The organism is Streptomyces sp. NPDC056160, from assembly GCF_042268205.1.
In the GTDB taxonomy this organism is placed as follows: domain Bacteria; phylum Actinomycetota; class Actinomycetes; order Streptomycetales; family Streptomycetaceae; genus Streptomyces.
Genome location: NZ_JBHJUW010000016.1, coordinates 78,927 through 95,411, shown reverse-complemented (window position 1 = coordinate 95,411; position 16,485 = coordinate 78,927). Strand labels below are relative to the sequence as shown.

Sequence of the window (16,485 nt, the reverse complement as noted above, 5' to 3'; positions counted from 1 at the left end):
GTTGATAGGCCGGATCTGGAAGCACGGTAACGTGTGGAGGTGACCGGTACTAATAGGCCGAGGGCTTGTCCTCAGTTGCTCGCGTCCACTGTGTTGGTTCTGAAACCACGAACAACCCCATGTGCCACACATGGTGCGGTTGACAGTTTCATAGTGTTTCGGTGGTCATAGCGTGAGGGAAACGCCCGGTTACATTCCGAACCCGGAAGCTAAGCCTTACAGCGCCGATGGTACTGCAGGGGGGACCCTGTGGGAGAGTAGGACACCGCCGAACAAATTTTAGGGAAAACCCCGCACCTCATGGTGCGGGGTTTTCTGCGTTTTCAGCGCGGTCCGGGCGGCCGGTTTCCGGCGCCCGGTGTCAGAGCCGGCCGGTCGCCTTCAGAGCGAGATAGGCATCGGCCAGTGCCGGTGCCAGGTCGTCCGGGATGGCGTCGACGACCGTGACGCCCTGTCGGCGGAGTTGTTCAGCGACGCGGTGGCGTTCTCCTTGGGAATGCGCCGCAGCCGCGGCCTCGTAGACCGCTTCCGCGGTACCGCGGGCGGCGGCCATGCGGGCCACGTACGGATCCGCCACCGAAGCGACGAGCACCGTGTGCCGTCGGGTGAGCTGGGGGAGGACGGGGAGCAGGCCCTCCTCCACAGGAGCCGCGTCCAGGCTGGTGAGCAGGACGATCAGGGAACGGCGAGGCGCTGTGCGGAGGGCTGTTGCCACCAGTCCTCGGGCGTCCGTCTCGACGAGTTCCGGTTCCAGCGTCGCCATGGCGTTGACCAGGGACGGCAGGAGGTGGCCTGCGGCTCGGCCGTGTACGAGAGTGCGTACCCGGCGGTCGTAGGCGAGCAGGTCGACACGGTCGCCCGCGCGGGATGCCAGGGCAGCCAGGAGCAGGGCGCCATCCAGCGCGGCGTCCAGGCGGGGGGCGTCCCCCACCCGCCCGGCGGAGGTGCGGCCCGTGTCGAGGACCAGCAGGATGTGCCGGTCGCGCTCGGGGCGCCAGGTGCGTACGGCGACCGTGGACTGGCGGGCCGTTGCGCGCCAGTCGATGGAACGGGTGTCGTCCCCGGGCACGTACTCGCGCAGGCTGTCGAATTCAGTGCCCTCGCCGCGGGTGAGGACGCTGGTGCGGCCGTCCAGCTCCCGCAGCCGCGCCAGTTTCGCGGGCAGGTGCTTGCGGCTGGTGAACGGCGGCAGGACGCGGACCGTCCAGGGCACCTTGTGCGTGCCCTGGCGGGAGAAGAGACCCAGGGGGCCGTAGGAGCGGATCGTGATGCGGTCGGCCTGGCGGTCGCCGCGCCGGGTGGGGCGGAGCCGGGTCGTGACGCGACGGCGTTCGCCCGGCGGCACCGTCAGCCGGTGGCGGGATGCTGTTGTCTCCGCGCCGGGCTGCCAGCTGCTGGGCGGCCAGGCGTCGCGGATCCGGGCGCGCAGGGGTCGACCGGACGGGTTGGTGACGGTGAGGGTGACGTCGGCGGTTTCGTTCAGGCGTACGGAGGTGTCGCCGGTGCGGGTCAGGCCGAGTCGGCGAACCGGTGCGGCGAGGGCGTAGTCGCAGGCGCAGGCGACGGCCAGAGGGGCGTTGACGGCGAGGATGCCCGACCAGCCCGGGTCCCAGATGCCGACGGGCAGGGAGCCGAGGGCTGCGAGGAGGGCGGCGCGTCCGGTCAGAGCCATCAGCGGGGGACCGGGACGTGGGTGAGGACCGCCGTGATCACCGAGTCGGCGGTGACGCCTTCCATCTCGGCCTCCGGGCGCAGTTGTACGCGGTGGCGCAGAGTGGGCAGGGCGAGGGCTTTGACGTCGTCGGGGATGACGTAGTCGCGGCCGGTGAGCCAGGCCCAGGCGCGGGCCGTCGACAGCAGGGCCGTCGCACCGCGGGGCGAGACGCCCAGGGTGAGGGAGGGGGACTCCCGGGTGGCGCGGCAGATGTCGACGACGTAGGCGGCGATCTCGGGGGAGACGGTGGTCTTGGCGATGGCCGCGCGGGCCGCGTCGAGGTCGGCGGGGCCCGCGACGGGGCGTACGCCGGCGGCGCGCAGGTCGCGCGGGTCGAAGCCGGCGGCGTGCCGGGTGAGGACGTCGATCTCGTCCTGCCGCGAAGGCAGGGGAATGGTCAGTTTGAGGAGGAAGCGGTCGAGCTGTGCCTCGGGCAGGGGGTAGGTGCCTTCGTACTCGACCGGGTTCTGGGTGGCGATGACGAGGAAGGGGTCGGGGAGCGGGCGGGGGGTGCCGTCGACGGTGACCTGGCGCTCCTCCATCGCTTCGAGGAGGGACGACTGGGTCTTCGGCGGGGTGCGGTTGATCTCGTCGGCGAGGACGAGGTTGGTGAAGACCGGGCCGGGCTGGAAGGAGAACTGTGTGGTGCGGGCGTCGTAGACGAGGGAGCCGGTGACGTCGCTGGGCATGAGGTCGGGGGTGAACTGGACGCGTTTGGTGTCGAGTTCCAGGGCGGCTGCGAGGGTGCGGACGAGAAGGGTCTTGGCGACTCCGGGGACGCCTTCGAGCAGCACGTGGCCGCGGCAGAGCAGGGCGACGACGAGGCCGGTCACGGCGGGGTCCTGGCCGACCACGGCCTTGGCGATCTCGGCGCGCAGCGCTTCGAGGGAGGACCGGGCGGCGGTCGCGTCCCCGGTGTGCCCGGCGTTGTCAGTGGGCGGGTCCATCATGGACGGCGTACCTCTCTTTCGAGGGCGTCGAGTCGGTCGGCGAGGGAGACGAGGGCCGCGTCGTCGCCGGGCGGCGGGCCGAAGAGGAGGTCGTGCAGGGGCTGTCCGTCGCCGTGGAGGCGGTCGGACAGGGCGGGGAGAAGGGTCTCGGGCGAGTGCGCCTGGGTGGCGGGGATGCCGACGAGGGGGGCGATGCGAGTGCGGGTGGCGGAGCGGAGAGCGGCGGCGGCGCGGTCGCGGGCGTCGACCTTGGCGTAGAGGCGGGCGCGGCCTTCGGTGGTCTCGGAGGCGCGGATCGCGACGGGGAGTTTCTCGGGCACGAGGGGGCCGAACCGGCGTGCCCGCCACAGGGCGGCCAGGGCGGCGGCGATGAAGAGCTGGAGGGTGCCCCAGAGCCAGCCGGAGGGGAGCAGGTCGAAGAAGCTGCGCCGGCCTGTGCTGGAGGCCGAGTCGTCGGTGAGTGAGGGGAGGTACCAGACCAGATGGTGGCGGGAGCCGAGGAGTTGGAGGGCGAGCGAGGCGTTGCCCTGCTGGTCGAGGCGGTTGTTGTAGAGGATGTCGGGCGCGCCGAGGAGGACGGTGTCGCCGCCGGCGGCCTGCGGGATGCGCAGGAGGGTGGGCAGGCCGTCGCTGGGGTAGCAGGCGTCGGCTGTGCGCAGGGGGGTGGTGTAGCGGATGCCGTCGCCCAGTTCGGCGGTGCCGGCGCGGCGGGCGGCGGGCAGCGGACAGCCGGGTTCGAGTGCGGTGTCGAATCCGGGTGCGGGGTCGGCGGTGACGCCGGGGGCCAGGCGGTCGAGGGACGCGGTGCCGGCCGCGACGAGGACCGTGCGTGTGCCGGAGAGGGCGAGTGCGGTGTGCAGCCGGGTCTGCTGGTCGTGGGTCAGCAGGTCGGGGGCGGTGACGAGCAGGGTGGTGTCGGGGCGGGCCGCGGCGCGTGCCTCGTCGAGGCTGGTGACGACGCGTGTGGTCACGTGGTGGTCGGCGAGGAGCGCGGCGACGGCGCGGCTGCCGTAGGGGTCGGTGGAGCGCGGGTCGAGCCGGCCGTGCTGGTCGCCGGAGCGCAGCGCGGCGATGGCGACGGCCGCGGCGAGGAGGAGGACGAGCGCGAGCAGGACGCCGCGCGCGCGGGTCCACGTCCGGCGGGCGGTGGGGGAGGCCGAGGTGGTCGCGCGCGGGGCCGTGGTGGTGGCCTCGGTGGTCATCCGGCGGCTCCCCGGTCTGCTTCCTGCTGGGGGGTGGGGGTGGTGCTCGGGGTGCTGGGGGTGAGCTGGGGCCGGGTGCGTTCCAGGTCGCGGTCGAGTTCGGCGATGCGGTGGTACGCCGGTGCGGTGGCTTGCCGGCCGCCGTACGTGACGTCGTCGAAGTCCCGGGCGGCGGTGTGCAGCCGGTCGCTGTGGGCGGGCAGGGTGCGGCCGGCCTCGGCCGCGGCCTCGTCGGCGGTGCGGCTGGGGCGGGCGTCGAGGAGGGTGCGTTCCTCCAGGGAGCGGACGACGGCGCGCATGCGTTCCTGGACGGCCTGGTTCCAGTGGCCCTGGGTGGCGTGGGCCTCGGCGGCGGCGCGGTGTTCGGCGGCGGTGCGGGGGCGGTCGTCGAACAGGGCGGGCGCGGAGGTGGGCCGGCGGCGCGGGGCGCCGAGGCGCCACCACAGGGCGCCCAGTACGGCGAGGACGGCCAGGATGACGACGACGAGGCCGACGGGTCCGCCGGGGGTGGCGCCGGAGGCCGAGTCGAAGAGTTTGCCGAGCCAGTCCCAGAGGTGGTCGAGGGCGCGTTGCAGCAGGCCGGGTTCGTTCTCGTGGTACATCCGCTTGGACAGTTCGCGGCGGGCGGCCTCGCGCGCGGGGTCTCGTGGGACGGTCACCGGGGGTTCGCCGCCCGTGCCCGAGCCCGACGCGGCCAGGGTGGCGGCGTGCCCGGCGTGGAGGAGGGCGCGCAGGGTTCCTTCGGCGTGGTCCGCCGTGTGCGGCAGCGCGGGCGGCGCTGTGAGAACTCCCCCCGGCAGGCTCACGGCATCAGCTCCCCGAGGCGGGTGTGCCGGAGCCGTGGCCCTGGACGCCCGCGGCGCGAGCCAGTTCGAGGTCGAGGCCCTCGCGGCGGATGCGCTGGTCGATGTAGAGGAGCACGGTGACACCGGCCGTGATCGGGAACTTGATCATGGAGCCGATCACCGACCCCAGCCCCGCGATGATGAGGTACGTCCAGCCGAGGCGGCTGCCGCCCTCCAGGAGACCGGAGATGCCGCCGTCGCTGAACGCGGTGGCGATGAGGCTGAAGGGGATGACGATGATCGCCGAGATGATGTTCACGATGAGCGCGGTCAGCAGCTGGATGCCGAACATCCGCCACCAGGAGCCGCGGACCAGCTTGGCGGAGCGGCCCATCGCCTTCTTGACGCCCTGCTTCTCGAGCATCAGGGCGGGCGAGGCGAGGGAGTAGCGGACCGCCAGCCAGATGGCGACCACACCGGCGCCCAGCGCGCCGAGGACGGCGATCGCGGTGCCCCCGGCAGGGGATCCGGCGGCGGCGATGAGGATGCCGGGGACCGTGCCCACGGCGAAGACGCCGAGGCAGATGACCAGCAGCAGGAGGATCAGGCCGAGCAGCTGGGGGATCTGGGGGCGGGCGTCGCGCCAGGCTTCGCGGATGGTGACGGGCTTGCCGAGCACGGCGCGGCTGGTGACCGTGGTGAGCAGCGCGGTGGCCAGGACGGTGCCGATGATGCCGACGACGAAGAGGATGCCGGAGCCGAGCAGGCCGTCGCCCATGGCGCGCAGCAGTTCCCGCGGGCTGGCGTTGGGGTCGTCGAGTGCGGCGTTGTCGACGATGTCGTTCAGGGCCAGGCGCTGCACGAGGATGACGGCGATCTGGGTGACGACGGCGATGACCAGGGAGATGCCGAGCGCGGTGCGCCAGTGGGTGCGCATCGTGGAGACCGCGCCGTCGAGGATCTCGCCCAGTCCGAGCGGGCGCAGCGGGATCACTCCGGGCTTGGCGGCGGGCGGGGGGCCGCCCCAGCCGGCTCCCCAGGCGCCGTAGCCGCCGGGACCGTATCCGCCGGGACCGTATCCGCCGGGACCGCCGTAGCCCCCGGGGCCTCCGTGTCCGCCTCCGTATCCGCCTCCGGGACCGCCGTAGCCGCCGTAGCCTCCGCCGGCGGGCGGCGGGGTGCCCCAGCCGGGGCCGGGGGGAGGCGGCGGGGTCGCCTGGCCCGGGCCAGGCGCCGGGGCGGCCGGGGGCCCGGTGGGCGCGGACCACTGGCCGGCCGGTGGCTGCTCCTTGGACCACTTCACGCCGGGGCCCTGCGGCTGTGCGCCCGGCTGGTCCGCGGGTTGCGCGGGCTGGGCGGGCGGCGCGGTGTCGGGGCGGCCTGCGGCGTCGGCAGGGCCGGACGCGCCGGGCTCCTGCCCGTCGGACGGGGCGGATCCGGGCGAGGCCCAGCCCGGAGTGTCGTTCATCGTCGCTCCTTCACGGTGCCCGTCCGCGGTCGCGGCGGCAGGTTTGGCTGCCATCGTGCCATGGGGTGGTGTTCGGGTGACCTGCCGCGGTGGGGGCTGCGCGCCTTCCATTGTCCGAGGGATACGGGGAACACTGACGGCATGGCTGATCAGTACGCGCAGACCCGCGAGGACAACCGGCCGCCGGGGATTCCCGCCCTCCGCTGGGAGGAGCCTCCCGAGGGGCCCGTCCTGGTGCTCCTCGATCAGACGAGGCTGCCCGCCGAGGAGGTCGAGCTGGTGTGCACGGACGCGCCCGCGCTGGTGGAGGCGATCCGGTCGCTGGCCGTGCGCGGGGCGCCGTTGCTCGGCATCGCCGGGGCGTACGGTGTCGCGCTCGCCGCCGCGCGCGGTTTCGACGTGGACGACGCCGCCGACGCCCTGGCGGGGGCGCGGCCCACCGCGGTGAACCTCTCCGTGGGCGTGCACCGGGCGCGGTGCGCCTATCACACGGCGCTGGCCGAGACCGGCGACCCGCTGCTGGCCGCTCCGGCGGCGCTGGCGGCGGCGCAGCGGCTGCACCGGGAGGACGCGCGGGCCAGTGCGCGGATGGCCGAGCACGGGCTGGCGCTGCTGGACGAGCTGCTGCCCGGTGGCGGGCACCGGGTGCTCACGCACTGCAACACCGGGTCGCTGGTGTCGGGCGGGGAGGGGACGGCGTTCGCGGTGGCGCTGGCGGCGCACCGGGCGGGCCGGCTGCGCAGGCTGTGGGTGGACGAGACCCGGCCGTTGTTGCAGGGGGCGCGTCTGACGGCGTACGAGGCGGCGCGCAACGACCTGGCGTACACGCTGCTCACCGACAGCGCGGCCGGGTCGCTGTTCGCGGCGGGGGAGGTGGACGCGGTACTGATCGGTGCGGACCGGATCGCGGCGGACGGGTCGGTGGCGAACAAGGTGGGCAGTTATCCGCTCGCGGTGCTCGCCCGCTACCACCACGTGCCGTTCATCGTGGTCGCGCCGGTGACGACGGTGGACGAGAAGACGGCGGACGCGGCGTCCATCGAGGTCGAGCAGCGGCCGGGGTACGAGGTGACGGAGCTGATCGCCCCGCAGGTCCCGGTGACGGGGGCCGGCGGGGGCATTCCGGTGGCGCCGCTGGGCACGCAGGCCTACAACCCGGCGTTCGACGTGACCCCGCCGGAGCTGGTGACCGCGATCGTCACCGAGCAGGGCACGGTGTCGCCGGTGACCGCGGAGGGGCTGGCCGAGCTGTGTGCGCGGGCGCGGCAGGCGGCGGCGGGGTAGGCGCCGGGGCGCCGGCATCGTGCCCGTTCCCGGGCGAGGGCAGACAGTGACGGCTCCGTACGACTATCGTCACAGGCCAGTGAGCTGTCTCACCTGGATCTTCGCCACCGTTACAAGAATGGGATGATGTCGTTCATGAAGGGACGAGTCCTTGTCGTCGACGACGACACCGCACTGGCCGAGATGCTCGGAATCGTGCTGCGTGGCGAGGGTTTCGAGCCGTCTTTCGTAGCCGACGGCGACAAGGCGCTGGCCGCTTTCCGGGAGACCAAGCCCGATCTGGTGCTGCTCGACCTGATGCTGCCCGGCCGGGACGGCATCGAGGTCTGCCGCCTGATCCGGGCCGAGTCCGGCGTGCCGATCGTGATGCTGACCGCCAAGAGCGACACCGTGGATGTCGTCGTGGGCCTGGAGTCGGGGGCCGACGACTACATCGTCAAGCCGTTCAAGCCGAAGGAACTGGTCGCCCGGATCCGGGCGCGGCTGCGCAGGTCGGAGGAGCCCGCCCCGGAGCAGCTCGCCATCGGTGACCTGGTCATCGACGTGGCCGGGCACTCGGTGAAGCGGGACGGGCAGTCGATCGCGCTGACGCCGCTGGAGTTCGACCTGCTGGTCGCGCTCGCCCGCAAGCCGTGGCAGGTGTTCACGCGCGAGGTGCTGCTGGAGCAGGTGTGGGGCTACCGCCACGCGGCGGACACCCGCCTGGTGAACGTGCACGTCCAGCGGCTGCGCTCCAAGGTCGAGAAGGACCCGGAGAAGCCGGAGATCGTGGTGACCGTCCGCGGGGTCGGCTACAAGGCCGGACCCAGCTGACATGTCCGGGGACAGCGCCGCTTCGGCGCCCGGGCGCACCGGGTCCCGCGTGAAGCGGCCTGTCGGCCGGAAGAGCGCGGGTTCCCGTTGGGGGCGCCTCCTGGAGGGCGGGCTGCTGCACGGCGGCGTGCAGGGCAGTCCGGTCCTGCGTCTGCTGCTGCGCTGGGTGCGCCGGCCGCTGCTGCCCGTCATGCGGCTGTGGCGGCGCAACATCCAGCTCAAGGTCGTCGCCACCACGCTGCTGATGTCGCTGGGCGTCGTTCTGCTGCTGGGTTTCGTCGTCATCGGGCAGGTGCGCAACGGGCTGCTGGACGCCAAGGTCAAGGCGTCGCAGAGCCAGGCGACCGGCGGGTTCGCGGTGGCCAAGCAGCGGGCCGACGAGGCGGCGAGCGGCACCGGCGACGACGCGACGGGCACCCCCGCGGACGGGCACTCCTCGCAGAACGTCATCTCGTGGATGAGTGAGCTGGTGTCGTCGCTCTCCAGCGGCGGTCAGGGAGCCTTCGACGTGGTCACGCTCCCGGCGGGCGAGGACAGCGCCGGGGGGCGCGGGCCGCGCGCCTCCGGCCAGGTGGATCCGACCGTGAGTGTCCCCGAGGACCTGCGGGCCCGGATCAACGGCAGCATGACCGCCGCGCAGAGCTACACACGCATCGTCTACAAGGACACCGACAAGCAGCCCCAGCCCGCCCTTGTCATCGGCAAGCAGGTCAACGACCCCAACGGGCACCCGTACCAGCTGTACTACCTCTTCCCGCTCACCCAGGAGGAGAAGTCGCTCAGCCTGGTGAAGGGGACCCTGGCCACGGCCGGTCTCTTCGTCGTCGTCCTGCTCGGGGCGATCGCCTGGCTCGTGGTGCGCCAGGTGGTCACGCCGGTGCGGATGGCCGCGGGGATCGCCGAGCGGCTGTCGGCGGGGCGGCTGCAGGAGCGGATGAAGGTCACCGGCGAGGACGACATCGCGCGTCTGGGCGAGGCCTTCAACAAGATGGCGCAGAACCTCCAGCTGAAGATCAACCAGCTGGAGGACCTGTCGCGGATGCAGCGCCGGTTCGTCTCCGACGTCTCGCACGAGCTGCGTACGCCGCTGACGACCGTGCGGATGGCCGCCGACGTCATCCACGAGGCGCGCGAGGACTTCGACCCGGTCACGGCGCGGTCGGCGGAGCTGCTTCTCGATCAGGTGGACCGGTTCGAGTCGCTCCTGTCCGACCTGCTGGAGATCAGCCGTTTCGACGCGGGCGCGGCGGCGCTGGAGGCCGAGCCGGTCGACCTGCGCGAGGTGGTGCGGCGGGTGGTCAGCGGTGCCGAACCGCTCGCGGACCGCAAGGGCTCGCGCATACGTGTCGCCGGCGACCAGCAGCCCGTCGTCGCCGAGGTCGACGCCCGGCGCGTGGAGCGGGTCCTGCGCAACCTCGTCGTCAACGCCGTCGAGCACGGCGAGGGACGGGACGTCGTGGTCAGGCTCGCCGCGGCGGGCGGCGCGGTCGCGGTCGCGGTGCGCGACTACGGCGTCGGACTCAAGCCGGGCGAGGCCACCCGCGTCTTCAGCCGCTTCTGGCGGGCCGACCCGGCACGCGCGCGTACCACCGGCGGCACGGGCCTCGGGCTGTCGATCGCCCTGGAGGACGCCCGGCTGCACGGGGGCTGGCTGCAGGCGTGGGGCGAGCCGGGCGGCGGTTCGCAGTTCCGGCTGACGATACCGAGGACAGCGGACGAGCCGCTGCGGGGCTCGCCGATACCCCTGGAGCCCAAGGACTCGCGGCGCAACAGGGGAGTCGACGAGGCCGGTGCGGTGCGCGGCGGCAAGCGGGCCACCGTGCCCGTGCAGGCGGCCGGTGACCGCGGCGCGGCTCAGGGCCGGGACCCGATAGCGGCCCGGCCGACCGCGATGGCCCCCACGGCCGACCCGACGGCGCTGCCCGGCAGTGGCGCGCGCGTGGTGCCCCGGCAGGCCCCGGGCCCGCGGTGGCAGGACACCGCGCCGACCGCCGAGGCCGCCGGTACGGCGGAGGAACGTGCGGGCGGGGTCGCGGCCCCGGAGGACGCCGGGGCGCAGGGCGCGCAGGAGCAAGGGGAGGCATTTCGTGGGCGCTGACCGCGAGGGGGGCGCGCGGCGTCGGCCGATGCGCGCGGTGGCGTGCGCCGCCTGGGGGATCCTTCTGCTGGCCGGGTGCGCCTCGATGCCCGACAGCGGGGACCTGCGGGATGTGGAGTCCACTCCGCGTCAGGACACCGAGGTACGGGTGTTCGCCATGCCGCCCCGGGAGAACGCCCCGCCGGCGGAGATCGTGCAGGGTTTCCTGGAGGCGCTGACGAGTGACGACCCGCAGTACGCGACGGCCCGGCAGTACCTGACGACGGCGGCCTCGCGGAAGTGGCGGCCGGAGTCGTCGACGACCGTGCTCGCCGACGGGTGGGACATCGAGGCCGACCGCGCCACGGCGCACGAGGACAGCGGTGACTACGCGTTCACGCTCACCGGCAGCAAGGTGGCCCGGGTGGACGCGCAGCAGTCGTACATGCCGCTCGACGGCCGCTACAGCCAGTCCGTGCACCTCACGCGCGACCGGAAGTCCGGGCAGTGGCGCATCGACACGCCGCCGCAGGGCGTCCTGATGGGCCGGTCGGACTTCCAGCGCAACTACCTGCCCGTCAACAAGTACTACTTCGCATCGAACGCGCCGGCCGGGACCGGAAGGCCGGCGACGGCGGTCGCCGATCCCGTGTACGTACGCCAGCGGGTGGACGCGATGACGCACGTGGTCCGCTCGGTGCTCAGCGGGCCGACGCGGTGGCTGGACCGGGTGGTCAGGTCGAGCTTCCCGACCGGGACGGCGCTGCGCAAGGACGTCACCGGGCTGTCGCCCGACGACCAGAACAGGCTGACGGTGCCGCTGAACCTGAAGGCGTCGGCCGTCGACGACCAGAGGTGCTGGGACATGGCGGCCCAGGTGCTGTTCACGGTGCAGAACCTGACGCCGACGGTCGAGACGGTGGCGCTCCAGGGCAGTGACGGGAACACGCTGTGCACGCTCGGCGCGGACCGGGCCCGGACCGTCGCCACGCGGGGGCCGGTGAAGCGGCCCGAGTACCTGTACTTCCTGGACGACAAGCGCAGGCTGGTGCGGATCCTCGGCGGCAGCGCCGGGACGAGTGTGGAACCGGTGCCGGGTGGCCTGGGCGAGGGCGCGCAGAGGCTCAGCTCGGCGGCTGTGTCATGGGACGAGCGCACCGCGGCGGGCGTCGGCAACGACCGGAAGGACCTGTTCGTGGCGTCGCTGTCGCAAGGTGGCGCGCTCGGCGACGCGGTGCTGCGCAGCAACGGCAAGACCGAGGACGACCGGCTGACGCCGCCCAGCTGGGACGCCCACGGCGACCTGTGGGTGGCCGACCGCGATCCGGCCCGGCCGCGGCTGATGGTGCTGGAACACGGCACGGGCGAACCGATCGAGGTGGCGGTTCCCGGCGTGGACGGACGTGTCGACGCGGTGCGGGTGGCCGCCGACGGTGTGCGCGTCGCGCTGCTTGTGCAGCACAAGGACGGCACCAAGTCCCTGCTCATCGGGCGCATCGAGCGGGACGGCAGGAGCGGCGAGCGGCCGGCGGTGTCGGTGCTCGGACTGCGTTCGGCGGCGCCCGACATGGAGGACGTCACCGCCATGTCGTGGGCGGGGGACAGCCGGCTCGTGGTGGCCGGGCGGGAGCAGGGGGGCGTGCAGACGATGCGGTACGCCCAGGTCGACGGTTCCACGCCGGACATCCCGGCGCCCGCCGCGCTCACGGGGGTGAAGTCGATCGCCGCCTCCGAGGACGAGCGGCTGCCGCTGGTGGCGTACTCGGCGGCCGACGGGCTCGTGCGGATGTCGTCCGTGGCGCAGTGGCAGAAGGTGGTCAAGGAAGGGGCGGCGCCCGTCTATCCGGGGTGAGCGGGGCTCGGTGCCGGGACGGGCGGGTCGGGTGCCCGGGGCGCGGTAGCGGTAGCCCGTGGGCGTGCGGCTCGGTGCCCGGGCCGGGGGATTGCCGTCCGGGGCGGCGCAGGGTTTGTGTCCCGGCTTCCCCTGCCTCGGGTCCCTCTCCCCTCGTGTCCTGTTTTTCTGTCCTTCCCTCGTGCGGGTGAAGCTCTGATCGTCGTGGGCGGAGTTGTCCACAGGGCGGCGCGGTCCGTTGTCCACAGGGGTGGCGGGGCCGGTGCGGGGTGGGCACAGTGGAGTCATGCGCGGGTGGTGGCAGGACCTCACCGACCTGGTACTGCCGGCCGAGTGCGGAGGCTGCGGCAGGCCGCGCACGGTGCTCTGCTCCCGGTGCCGTGCCGTCCTCGGCGGGGCCGCGCCGCGCCGGGTGCGTCCGGTGCCGGAGCCGCCCGGCCTGCCGGCCGTGCACGCGGCGGCTCCGTACGCGGACGAGGTCAGGGCGGCCCTCCTCGCCCACAAGGAGCGCGGCGCGCTGGCCCTCGCGGGTCCGCTGGGCACGGCTCTGGCGGGCGCCGTGCGGGCGGGGGTGCGGGCGGCGACCGGGACACGGGCGGCGGCCGGGGGTTCCGCCGGGCCGGTGCTGCTGGTGCCGGTGCCGTCGGCGCGCGGTGCCGTGCGGGCCAGGGGGCACGATCCGGTCCGGCGGATCGCGCTCGCAGCGGCCGGTGAGCTGCGCCGGTCGGGGGTGCCGGCCCGGGCACTGACCGTGCTGCGGCAGCGGCGGGCCGTGGCCGACCAGTCGACGCTGGGCTCCCGGCAGCGGCTGGAGAACCTGACCGGTGCGCTCCAGGTGGCCACGGGCGGGCAGCCGTTGCTGCGGGAGGGGGCCGTCGTGCTGGTCGACGACCTGATGACGACGGGTGCCTCGCTGAAGGAGGCAGCACGTGCCGTGCGGACGGCCGTGTACGCGGCGCGGTCCCGGGAAGGGATGGGGGAACGGAAGCCGGTATCAGGCCGGAAGGAGGGGAACCCGGTGTACAGCACATCGGAATTGGCGGATGCCCGCGGCGCCGGTGACGTGATCTGTGCGGCCGTCGTCGCGGCTTCTCCGGATTCCTTCGAAATAAACCGGAACTGACAGTGGGCGGGGGTCGTTGCAGGTAATGACGGGGATAATTCACCTGGACGGAGGTACGCCGCGGTAGAGGGTGACGGCGTCCCACCGGGCGAGATATGTTCGGGTGGTGAGGGAAAGGCGCAGGCCGTTCCCCTCATATCCGAATGCCGTGCCGCGGGTGTGCGAGTTTTTCGCAATCATCCGTACCGGCAGGGTGGAGATCTCGCCCGCGGGGAAGGGGAGGTGGACGTCACCGAGTCCGAGGTTCCGGACCCGACCGGAACCGGGTGCGAAAGGGAGATGCTCCGCCGAAGCGGAGCGATCCGGGAACGGAGTTCTGCGTGGACATCGTCGTCAAGGGCCGCAAGACAGAGGTGCCCGAGCGGTTCCGCAAGCACGTGGCCGAGAAGCTGAACCTGGAGAAGATCCAGAAGCTCGACGGCAAGGTGATGAGCCTCGACGTCGAGGTGTCCAAGGAGCCCAACCCCAGGCAGGCCGACCGTTGCGACCGAGTGGAGATCACGCTCCGCTCCCGCGGTCCGGTGATCCGGGCGGAGGCAGCGGCCAGCGATCCGTACGCGGCGCTCGACCTCGCCGCGGAGAAGCTGGGGGCCCGGCTGCGCAAGCAGCACGACAAGCGTTTCTCGCGCCGAGGTGCCCGCCGTATCCCGGCGGCGGAGGTCGCCGACCACGTCCCGGGCGCCGCCACGCTGAACGGCAACGGGCTGACCGCCGCGGAGGAAGCGGCGGGTCAGGTGCCCACGAAGAAGGTCGGATCGCTGGAGGTGCAGGGTGACGGTCCCCTCGTCGTCCGCGAGAAGACCCACGTCGCCTCTCCGATGACCCTCGACCAGGCTCTCTACGAGATGGAGCTGGTCGGGCACGACTTCTACCTGTTCGTCGACTCCGAGACCAAGGAACCCAGCGTCGTCTACCGGCGGCACGCCTACGACTACGGCGTGATCCACCTCAGGACGGACACGATGGTGGCCCAGGAGAGCTCCCCCGAGGCGGGCGGCACCCTGGGCGGCTGACGACCCGCCAGGCCCGTCGGCTGAGCCGGTGCCCCTGGAGTGCGCGGGTGCGCCCCCAGGGGCACCGGCGTGCGACCCCTTCGCGCACCGCTTGGTCACCTCGGTGGCTGCCGGACATGGAATCATGGCCGCAACGGCCCAACGGCTGGGCCGTTGCCTCGGGTTGGCCACGGCACCGCATGCCCGGCCACAGCCTCAGGGGGAGGAAAACGATGACGGACAGCTTCGGACCGATGCGGGAGGTGGGCGCCGACCGCGACGTCGTCGGCATGGGCCCGGGCGCGGGCGCCTCCCGCGTGGAGCCGATCAGAGTCCTGGTCGTGGACGACCACGCCCTCTTCCGTCGCGGCCTGGAGATCGTGCTCGCCGCCGAGGAGGACATCCAGGTCGTCGGCGAGGCGGGCGACGGCGCCGAGGCCGTGGACAAGGCCGCCGACCTGCTGCCCGACATCGTGCTGATGGACGTACGGATGCCCCGGCGCGGCGGGATCGAGGCGTGCACCTCGATCAAGGAGGTCGCCCCCAGCGCGAAGATCATCATGCTGACGATCAGCGACGAGGAGGCCGACCTCTACGACGCGATCAAGGCGGGCGCGACCGGTTACCTCCTCAAGGAGATCTCCACGGACGAGGTGTCCACCGCCATCCGCGCGGTGGCCGACGGCCAGTCGCAGATCAGCCCCTCCATGGCGTCGAAGCTGCTCACCGAGTTCAAGTCGATGATCCAGCGCACCGACGAGCGCCGCCTCGTCCCCGCCCCCCGGCTGACCGACCGGGAACTGGAAGTCCTCAAGCTCGTCGCGACGGGGATGAACAACCGGGACATCGCCAAGGAGTTGTTCATCTCCGAGAACACCGTGAAGAACCACGTCCGCAACATCCTGGAGAAGCTGCAGCTGCACTCCAGGATGGAGGCGGTGGTGTACGCAATGCGGGAGAAGATCCTCGAGATCCGCTGAGCGGGCTGAACCGGCTTGTCGGCGGACCGGCTGGAACGCGCTCAGCACAGCGCGGCGGTCAGCACCCGGGTCACCTCCCGGGTGAGGGGCTCGCGCAGGTCCGGAGCGTCGACCCGCTCCACGCGCACCTGCGTGGCGCCCACCCAGCTCGCCGCCTCGACCAGTGCCTGGGCCACCGCGGTGACCGCCTTGGGGCCCTCCAGGGTGACCTGTCTGGCCACCAGCGCGGCCCCCTGCCGGGCCGGGTCCACCCGTCCGACCAGCCGGCCGCCCGCCAGCACCGGCATCGCGAAGTAGCCGTGGATCCGCTTCGGCTTGGGGACGTAGGCCTCCAGGCGGTGGGTGAAGCCGAAGATCCGCTCGGTGCGCGCCCGGTCCCAGATCAGGGAGTCGAAGGGGGACAGCAGTGTGGTGCGGTGGCGTCCGCGCGGGGGCGTCGCCAGGGCCGCCGGGTCCGCCCAGGCCGGTTTGGACCAGCCCTCCACCGTGACCGGGACCAGGCCGGAGTCGTCGATCACCGCTTCGACCTGCTCGTTCTTGAGCCGGTGGTAGTCGGCGATGTCCGCGCGGGTGCCCACGCCGAGGGACTGGCCGGCCAGCCGGACCAGGCGGCGCAGGCACTCGGTGTCGTCGAGTTCGTCGTGCAGCAGGGCCGGGGGGACGGCGCGCTCGGCGAGGTCGTACACCCGCTTCCAGCCGCGGCGCTCGACGCAGACCACCTCCCCGTACATCAGGGCGCGCTCGACGGCGACCTTGGTCCCGGACCAGTCCCACCACTCGCTGGTGCGTTTGGCGCCGCCCAGCTCCGTCGCCGTCAGCGGGCCTTCCTCGGCCAGCTGTTTGATCACCTGGTCGTAGGTGCCGTCGGGGAGCTGGTGGTTCCAGTGCGGGCGGTCGCGGTAGGCGCGGCGGCGGAAGGCGAAGTGGGGCCACTCCTCGATGGGCAGGACGCAGGCGGCGTGCGACCAGTACTCGAAGGCATGCGTGCCGCTCCAGTAGGCCTGCTCGACGCTCTGGCGGTCGACGGGGCCGAGCCGGGCGTAGGGGATGAGTTCGTGCGAGCGGGCGAGGACCGAGATGGTGTCCAGCTGGACCGCGCCGAGGTGGCGCAGGACGCCACGCACGCCGGATTTCCGGTCGGGGGCGCCGAGGAGCCCCTGGGCGCGCAGAGCGATACGGCGGGCTTCGTCCGCCGAGAGATCGACGGTGGGACGCGGGACGGTCGTCATGGTGCGCACGATAGGG

The 16,485-nt window shown here is 72.9% G+C and carries 13 protein-coding genes and 2 rRNA genes; 9 read left to right on the top strand and 6 right to left on the bottom strand.

Annotated elements, in window-relative coordinates:
• A 23S ribosomal RNA gene (locus ACFC02_RS08765) occupies window positions 1-73 on the top strand; the annotation flags it as partial.
• An 84-nt stretch (window positions 74-157) separates the two neighbouring features.
• A 5S ribosomal RNA gene (rrf, locus tag ACFC02_RS08760) occupies window positions 158-274 on the top strand.
• 87 nt (window positions 275-361) lie between these two features.
• Here the strand turns inward: rrf and ACFC02_RS08755 are convergent.
• Genes ACFC02_RS08755 through ACFC02_RS08735 form a run of 5 tightly spaced genes read right to left on the bottom strand, consistent with a single transcriptional unit; the run spans window position 362 to window position 6,119 of the window.
• On the bottom strand, window positions 362-1,672 hold the full coding sequence (locus tag ACFC02_RS08755; protein ID WP_376354142.1) for a DUF58 domain-containing protein: 1,311 nt from the start codon (window positions 1,670-1,672) through the stop codon (window positions 362-364).
• The gene (locus ACFC02_RS08750; protein WP_376354139.1) at window positions 1,672-2,661 is read right to left on the bottom strand and encodes an AAA family ATPase; all 990 of its coding nucleotides are present in this window, start codon (window positions 2,659-2,661) and stop codon (window positions 1,672-1,674) included. The genes ACFC02_RS08755 and ACFC02_RS08750 overlap by 1 nt, the downstream gene beginning before the upstream one ends.
• Window positions 2,661-3,866, bottom strand: a complete 1,206-nt coding sequence (locus ACFC02_RS08745) for a DUF4350 domain-containing protein (RefSeq protein ID WP_376354137.1) — start codon at window positions 3,864-3,866, stop codon at window positions 2,661-2,663. Before ACFC02_RS08745 ends, ACFC02_RS08750 begins: the two co-directional genes overlap by 1 nt.
• A complete protein-coding gene (locus tag ACFC02_RS08740; RefSeq protein ID WP_376354134.1) occupies window positions 3,863-4,672 on the bottom strand; it encodes a DUF4129 domain-containing protein in 810 nt (269 codons plus the stop codon). Before ACFC02_RS08740 ends, ACFC02_RS08745 begins: the two co-directional genes overlap by 4 nt.
• Window positions 4,673-4,676: 4 nt before the next feature.
• Entirely contained in the window at window positions 4,677-6,119 is a 1,443-nt protein-coding gene (locus ACFC02_RS08735; RefSeq protein ID WP_376354131.1) for a glycerophosphoryl diester phosphodiesterase membrane domain-containing protein, read from the bottom strand.
• A 141-nt stretch (window positions 6,120-6,260) separates the two neighbouring features.
• Here ACFC02_RS08735 and mtnA point away from each other — a divergent pair, with 141 nt between their 5' ends.
• The 7 genes from mtnA (at window position 6,261) to ACFC02_RS08700 (ending at window position 15,240) form a co-directional block, all read left to right on the top strand.
• Window positions 6,261-7,403, top strand: coding sequence for an S-methyl-5-thioribose-1-phosphate isomerase (mtnA, locus tag ACFC02_RS08730; RefSeq protein WP_376354128.1), 1,143 nt, complete (start codon window positions 6,261-6,263; stop codon window positions 7,401-7,403).
• A gap of 123 nt (window positions 7,404-7,526) precedes the next feature.
• Window positions 7,527-8,216 (top strand): two-component system response regulator MtrA, encoded by a 690-nt coding sequence (gene mtrA, locus ACFC02_RS08725; protein ID WP_003975799.1) that lies wholly within the window; start codon window positions 7,527-7,529, stop codon window positions 8,214-8,216.
• Between the two features lies 1 nt (window position 8,217).
• Window positions 8,218-10,314: an MtrAB system histidine kinase MtrB gene (mtrB, locus tag ACFC02_RS08720; protein ID WP_376354124.1), complete on the top strand. Its 2,097-nt coding sequence runs from the start codon at window positions 8,218-8,220 to the stop codon at window positions 10,312-10,314.
• Window positions 10,304-12,145 carry an LpqB family beta-propeller domain-containing protein gene (locus ACFC02_RS08715; protein ID WP_376354121.1) on the top strand — a complete coding sequence of 614 codons (1,842 nt, stop codon included), beginning with the start codon at window positions 10,304-10,306 and terminating at the stop codon, window positions 12,143-12,145. Before mtrB ends, ACFC02_RS08715 begins: the two co-directional genes overlap by 11 nt.
• 286 nt (window positions 12,146-12,431) lie before the next feature.
• On the top strand, window positions 12,432-13,268 hold the full coding sequence (locus tag ACFC02_RS08710; protein WP_376354118.1) for a ComF family protein: 837 nt from the start codon (window positions 12,432-12,434) through the stop codon (window positions 13,266-13,268).
• A 320-nt stretch (window positions 13,269-13,588) separates the two neighbouring features.
• Complete coding sequence (gene hpf / locus ACFC02_RS08705; protein WP_360972577.1) at window positions 13,589-14,281, top strand: ribosome hibernation-promoting factor, HPF/YfiA family; 693 nt, start codon at window positions 13,589-13,591, stop codon at window positions 14,279-14,281.
• A 212-nt stretch (window positions 14,282-14,493) separates the two neighbouring features.
• Entirely contained in the window at window positions 14,494-15,240 is a 747-nt protein-coding gene (locus tag ACFC02_RS08700) for a response regulator (RefSeq protein ID WP_376354114.1), read from the top strand.
• Between the two features lie 41 nt (window positions 15,241-15,281).
• Here ACFC02_RS08700 and ACFC02_RS08695 read toward each other — a convergent pair whose 3' ends face one another.
• Complete coding sequence (locus ACFC02_RS08695; RefSeq protein WP_376354111.1) at window positions 15,282-16,469, bottom strand: winged helix-turn-helix domain-containing protein; 1,188 nt, start codon at window positions 16,467-16,469, stop codon at window positions 15,282-15,284.
• Window positions 16,470-16,485 lie beyond the last annotated feature (16 nt).